7 protein-coding genes are annotated in these 5,871 nt (G+C 42.7%); 5 read left to right on the top strand and 2 right to left on the bottom strand.

The annotated features are described in order from the left end of the window. On the bottom strand, positions 1 to 743 hold a 743-nt coding region (gene alr / locus PX481_RS09110), incomplete at its 3' end, for an alanine racemase (protein WP_288094457.1). A 168-nt stretch (positions 744 to 911) separates the two neighbouring features. Here alr and tnpB point away from each other — a divergent pair. From tnpB to PX481_RS09090, 4 genes are all read left to right on the top strand, one after another. Further along, positions 912 to 2,093: an IS200/IS605 family element RNA-guided endonuclease TnpB gene (tnpB, locus tag PX481_RS09105; RefSeq protein ID WP_002760167.1), complete on the top strand. Its 1,182-nt coding sequence runs from the start codon at positions 912 to 914 to the stop codon at positions 2,091 to 2,093. A gap of 360 nt (positions 2,094 to 2,453) precedes the next feature. Next, positions 2,454 to 2,729 carry a hypothetical protein gene (locus PX481_RS09100; protein ID WP_002760168.1) on the top strand — a complete coding sequence of 92 codons (276 nt, stop codon included), beginning with the start codon at positions 2,454 to 2,456 and terminating at the stop codon, positions 2,727 to 2,729. Between the two features lie 113 nt (positions 2,730 to 2,842). Continuing rightward, positions 2,843 to 3,151, top strand: a complete 309-nt coding sequence (locus tag PX481_RS09095) for a DUF4164 family protein (RefSeq protein WP_002760170.1) — start codon at positions 2,843 to 2,845, stop codon at positions 3,149 to 3,151. A 112-nt stretch (positions 3,152 to 3,263) separates the two neighbouring features. Continuing rightward, the gene (locus PX481_RS09090) at positions 3,264 to 3,560 is read left to right on the top strand and encodes a hypothetical protein (RefSeq protein ID WP_002760171.1); all 297 of its coding nucleotides are present in this window, start codon (positions 3,264 to 3,266) and stop codon (positions 3,558 to 3,560) included. Positions 3,561 to 3,644: 84 nt separating this feature from the next. Here the strand turns inward: PX481_RS09090 and mnmE are convergent, their stop codons facing one another. Next, positions 3,645 to 5,018, bottom strand: a complete 1,374-nt coding sequence (gene mnmE, locus PX481_RS09085) for a tRNA uridine-5-carboxymethylaminomethyl(34) synthesis GTPase MnmE (RefSeq protein WP_002760173.1) — start codon at positions 5,016 to 5,018, stop codon at positions 3,645 to 3,647. Positions 5,019 to 5,071: 53 nt separating this feature from the next. Between mnmE and PX481_RS09080 the strand changes: the two genes are divergently transcribed. After that, positions 5,072 to 5,605 carry a DUF2062 domain-containing protein gene (locus tag PX481_RS09080; protein ID WP_002760175.1) on the top strand — a complete coding sequence of 178 codons (534 nt, stop codon included), beginning with the start codon at positions 5,072 to 5,074 and terminating at the stop codon, positions 5,603 to 5,605. The last annotated feature ends 266 nt before the right edge of the window (positions 5,606 to 5,871 follow it).

Raw genomic sequence — 5,871 nt, 5'->3', positions numbered from 1 at the left:
GCTAATCCGACTCTAACTCGATCGTAGTGCAGAGATCGATCGCTTAGGGTAGCGGCAGAGTTGGCTAAATGCAGACAGGGGGGATGATAACCTTTTGATCTTAACTCGGCGATCGCTTGTTGGAATCTTTGCCGTTGTAACTGCATGATCTCGGGATTGGGATCGTCAGCTGTGGCAAAATGGGAGTATATACTGGCAATTTTCAGGTTAGGAGCCTCTAAAACCTGTTCGACGAATTTTGTGCCGTTTTGCCATGGTGTACCTAAGCGAGACATCCCCGTATCTAGTTTGATATGAACCGGCAGCCGCTGTTCTAAGCGTCTCATCACGGTGGCAAAAATTTGTACCTGTTCGATTTGCACCAGGGTGGGTTGCAATTGCCAATGGGCTAAGGCTGCCACTTCTTCCGGGGTATTGACTGCCCCTAAAATCATAATTGGGGCAACGATTCCCGCTTCCCGTAGTTCGATACCTTCACCGATAGTCGCGATGGCTAAAGACTGCGCTCCGGCTTCTAAAACGCTGTTAGCCACCTTAACTGCCCCGTGTCCGTAAGCATCGGCTTTAATTACCGCCATTAATTCCGTTTTTGGGGCTAATAAGGCCTTGACTTTTCGCACGTTTTGTTGTAAGGCCGAGCGATCAATCTCTACCCAAGCACGATAGCGAATTGCTTCCGACAATTGATAATCATGACGGTTTTTGGGCGGATTGATAATTTTTGGTTCGATGCTAAACACCACTCGCTCACTCCTTTGCACACATAACCCAATTTATCACAGATGTCGGGGTGAAGACCCTCGTACTGACAGGATGAAACCCCGACCAATATAAAACAGCAAAGCACGATTAAATCCTTGACAGTTTAGCCTTGCATAGCTTACCATAGTAAATTTAGTTGGGTAAACAAGATATTAAAAGCGTTTAAGTACAGAATCTATCCGACCAGTGAGCAATCAGTTTTGCTTGCCAAGTCGTTTGGCTGTGCTAGATGGTTTTACAATTACGCTCTAAACTTAACATCCGAAACTTACAAGCAAACTGGAAAAGGATTAAGCAGAGACGAAATAATTAAGCTGCTGCCTTCCTTAAAAAAAGAGCATGAGTGGTTAAGCGAAGTACCATCGCAGGTATTACAACAAGCTGCTTTAAATCTTTCTAGTGCTTTCCTTAACTTTTTTGAAGGTAGAGCTAAATATCCTAACTTCAAGAAAAAGCAAAATAGGCAGTCGATTAGATTTCCTCAACACTGTAAGTTAAAAGATGATGTTCTGGTATTGCCTAAAATTGGTGAAGTCTCTTGCCAAGTTTCACGGCAACCAGAGGGAAACTTAAAGTCTGTTACGGTTTCAGTTAATCCATCAGGAGAATATTTCGCATCTTGTCTCTATGATGATGGTCAGGATTTACCCCAAAAATCATCAGAAGGAAAAGCTGTCGGGATAGACGTTGGACTAACCCATTTTGCTATTACATCAGATGGGACTAAACACGGGAATCCTCAATACTATCGTAAGTACGAACAAAGATTAGCGAGGAGACAAAAGAAACTAAGCCGCCAGCAAAAAGGCTCTAAGAATCGAAATAAAGCTAGAGTTAAAGTTGCTAAAGTTCACTCTAAAATCGTTCGTTGTCGTGAAGATTTTCTGCACAAACTAAGTCGTAAATTAGTTGACAAAAACCAAGTCATAGTGGTAGAAAATCTGGCAGTCAGAAACCTGGTCAAAAACCCTAAACTAGCAAAATCAATTAGTGATGCTGGTTGGGGTCAATTCTGTACTATGTTAAAATACAAGGCTGAATGGGAAGGAAAAATATATATAGAAGTAGATAGATTCTTTCCTAGCTCTAAGACTTGTAGTAACTGTTTAAATCCTGTTGATAGTTTGAGTTTAGATATTCGTAGTTGGCAATGTCCTAAGTGTGGAGAAACCCACGATAGAGACATCAATGCCGCTAAGAATATTCGAGATGAAGGTTTACGAATTTTGGCGGTAGGGCATACCGCTACTGCTTCTGGAGGGAGAGTAAGACCAAGTAAAGGCACTGCTTTTGCAAGGCATCTCCCCGTGAATGAAGAATCCCTCGCATGAGTGCGATGGGAGTGTCAAACCAAAAGAAAACCGAGAGGGCTAGGAAAGAAGCCGGAAACTCCTCTGGATTTCCTCCTTTTTCCCAGCGGAATCTAGGCTTTAAGATGAATGGGATGTTAGGAAGTTCCCGAAAAAATTTGGGGTTAGGGTTATAAAGGCTCGAAACTAAGTACCTAAAAGCTTTTAGCTTAACCAATTAGGTTTTAGATTCGATCGAGTGACAAGAAAGTAGGGAAGTTTTCACCTAACACTATCTCAGTGGTTGGACAGAAGTGAAGTTAACTGTGGGGTAAGGAATGCCAAAAAGCCTAGACTAAGATAAAATTATATCCAACCGGATGCAGTATAGGAGTTTAGCCAATGTCTAACGAAACTGTTACTTATTCCCTAGAAGCTGTCCTCACAAGGATTGAGGGAAAGATCGATAAGATTGATGAGCGCTTGACAAAAGTAGAAATAGGATTAACCGATCTCAAAGGGGATATTAAAGTGTTAGACGAGAAAATCGAAGGCATCGACAATCGGCTAAAATCAGTGGAAGGAACCCAAAAAAATCAGGTCTGGACATTAATTATCCTTTTGGGGAGTGCCATTTTTACGGCCGGATGGAAAGTATTTTTTTCCAGTAATATCTGATCTTTCTAATTCTCAACAAGACTACAGTTAACCGCTCCTGAAAGAAAATTTTCTTAAAGCCTAGACTTAAGATAAAATTATATCCAACCGGATGCAGTATAGGAGTTTACCAAATGTCTAACGAAACTGTTACTTATTCCCTAGAAGCTGTCCTCACAAGGATTGAGGGAAAGATCGACTCGCTTGAGAAGCGGGTTAACGAAAGATTTGACAAGGTAGAAGATCGGTTAACCAAACTAGAAATAGGAGTAACTGATCTCAAAGGTGATATTAAAGTGTTAGACGAGAAAATCGAAGGCATCGACAATCGGCTAATATCGGTAGAGGGAACCCAAAAAAATCAGGTCTGGACATTGATTATCCTTTTGGGAAGTGCCATTATTACGGCTGCTTGGAAAGTATTTTTTTCCAGTAATATCTGAGTTCTCTAATTCTCAACAAGACTACAGTTAATCGCTCCTGAAAGAAAATTTTCTTAAAGCCTAGACTAAGATAAAATTATATCCAACCAGATGCAGTATAGGAGTTTAGCCAATGTCTAACGAAACTGTCACTTATTCCCTGGATGTCGTCCTTAAAGAAATTAAAGACAGTATCAAGGAAGTTAGTCAAAAATTCGATAAGATTGATGAACGCTTGACAAAAGTAGAAATAGGAATAGCTGATCTCAAAGGGGATATTAAAGTGTTAGACGGGAAAATCGAAGGCATCGACAATCGGCTAATATCGGTAGAGGGAACCCAAAAAAATCAGGTCTGGACATTGATTATCCTTTTGGGAAGTGCCATTATTACGGCTGGGTGGAAAGTATTTTTTTCCAATAATATCTGATCTCTCTAATCCTTAACAAGACTACAGTTAACCGAACCCAAAAGGATAAAACCTTGTTTCTGTTTGACTGGATTTCCTCATTGCTTATTTACCAATACAAAAACGGCTAAAAATGCGATCAAGTACCGATTCAGTCACTTCTTCGCCGGTAATTTCTCCTAAGGATTGAATGGCAGTACGCAGATCGATCGACCAAAAATCAAAAGGTAAATTTTGGTCAATTGTTTTTTTGACCTGTTGCAAAGCAATTTTCGCCCTAGTTAAAGCGGCCGCTTGTCGTTGATTAATGGCTAAATCCAAATTAGCCGCCTGTAGTTCTTGATTTTGGACAGCATTAATAATAGTTTTTTCTAAGTCTTCAATACCCTGATTTTGGGCGGCCGACAGCTTGACAACTCGCTCAATTTCTGCTGGGTAAATTACCGTTTCGGGATGAGCTAAATCAATTTTATTAATCACTAAAATTAATCGGCGATCGCTGACAGAGCGATAAATTTCCTCGTCTTCCCGGGTCCATCCTGACTCTGCGGAGACGGTTAAGAGAACTAAATCAGCAGACCGGGCCGTTTGACGGGAACGTTCCACCCCAATTTGTTCAACTCGATCGCTGGCCGAGCGAATTCCTGCCGTATCGAGGACTTGTACGGGAATTCCCGCCACAACTAGCTGAGATTCGACGATATCGCGGGTAGTGCCGGGTAAATCGGTGACAATCGCTCGATCGCTCCGACTCCAAGCATTTAACAAACTGGATTTACCCACATTCGGCCGCCCCACGATCGCCACTTTCAGACCACTACGCAGCAATTCCCCGCGCTCGGCGGTGGCCAAAATTAAATTTACTTGACAAAAAACCTGTTCTATGCTATTGAGAATCGCCTCGCAATCCAAGGGCGGTAAATCTTCTTCAAAGTCAATACGGGCCTCAATTTCGGCCAAAATATCGAGACAGGTGGCACGCAAATGGCGGATCGGTTGCGCGAGTTTTCCCTGCAACCCAGCGAGGGCAAATTGTGCCGCTTGGGGAGAACGCGCCCCCACGAGATCGACGACGCTTTCGGCTTGAGTTAGGTCAATTCTGCCGTTAAGAAAGGCACGCAGGCTAAATTCCCCCGCTTGTGCCAAACGCGCCCCATTTTCTAGACATAACTGTAACACCTGTTGTACGGGCATAATGCCGCCATGACAGTGAAATTCCACCACATCCTCGCGGGTGAAAGAGCGGGGAGCCAACATGAGCAACAGTAAAGCTTCATCGATAATTGCTTGACTTTGGGGATGCCGGATATAACCGTAGAGAATACGATGACTTTGCCATTTTTGACGATTGGGGCTATGGAAAAGCCGACGAGCGATCGCCACTGCCTGACTACCAGATAAACGGACAATACCGATACTACCCTGTTCCGGAACGATCGCCGTAGCGATGGCGGCGATCGTATCCCCTGTGTTTAACATCTCTTAATCACCCCTTGCTAAAATTGAAGTCGGTATCAATTTTGTCAGCATTTATGCCCGAAAATATGCGCTCACGGTCATTAAAAGCGAGAAAAAGCCGCAAATATTCGAGTAATCGCTTACTGCGATTTTTGCGCTATTGGTATATTCGCTTAATGCGATTACAAGGACATCCTAGGGAAATTGCCAGGGGTTTTGCCTTGGGAGTTTTTTCGGGATTTTTCCCGTGGATGGGCCTTCAAATCATCGTCGCTATCTTTTTAGCCACCCTATTTCGCGCCAACAAGATCGCGGCTGCTGCCGGTACTTATATCAGCAATCCCTTGACCGATCTGCCAATTTTCCTGTTTAATTATAAATTAGGAGAGTTTATTCTTGGTCAAAGCGGGCGATCGAATCTGGGCGACATTTTTCAAACTAATCAAAGCTTCACCGAAAAGTTAGCTAGTTCTGGCGGCCAATTTCTTTTGACCCTGTTTTTTGGTTGCTTACTATCAGCGACGGTATTTGCTACTATAACCTATTTTGTTAGCTATCGCCTAGTTCATCAACGGTATCACCGGCGACAAACAGGGAGAAAACGCTGATAAATTGTCACCGTTCAGGGGGGGGGACGAAATCTGGTAATCTAAGGGGCATGGATGAGAAGCACCTACGGTAATCCCATAATAAGTCTAAACTGTGATTTGAATGATTGAATGAATACTATGATTGTGTTGTATTCAGCAAACCTTCATCAATGATCAATCATAGTCCATCCCATAATCCCATAATAAGTCTAAACTGTGATTTGAATGATTGAATGAATACTATGATTGTGTTGTATTCAGCAAACCTTCATCAATGATCAATC

This window comes from Microcystis sp. M53603_WE2 (genome assembly GCF_030065435.1).
The sequence above is the reverse complement of the archived record's forward strand: the minus strand, read 5'-3'. Positions and strand labels throughout refer to the sequence as shown.

What these genes read in the sequence shown, in the direction of transcription:
- PX481_RS09100 (WP_002760168.1), top strand. Translation starts at nt 2,454, where the DNA reads ATGTCTAACGAAACTGTTACTTATTCCCTAGAAGCTGTCCTCACAAGG.
- PX481_RS09095 (WP_002760170.1), top strand. Translation starts at nt 2,843, where the DNA reads ATGTCTAACGAAACTGTTACTTATTCCCTAGAAGCTGTCCTCACAAGG.
- PX481_RS09090 (WP_002760171.1), top strand. Translation starts at nt 3,264, where the DNA reads ATGTCTAACGAAACTGTCACTTATTCCCTGGATGTCGTCCTTAAAGAA.
- mnmE (WP_002760173.1), bottom strand. Translation starts at nt 5,018, where the DNA reads ATGTTAAACACAGGGGATACGATCGCCGCCATCGCTACGGCGATCGTT.
- PX481_RS09080 (WP_002760175.1), top strand. Translation starts at nt 5,072, where the DNA reads ATGCCCGAAAATATGCGCTCACGGTCATTAAAAGCGAGAAAAAGCCGC.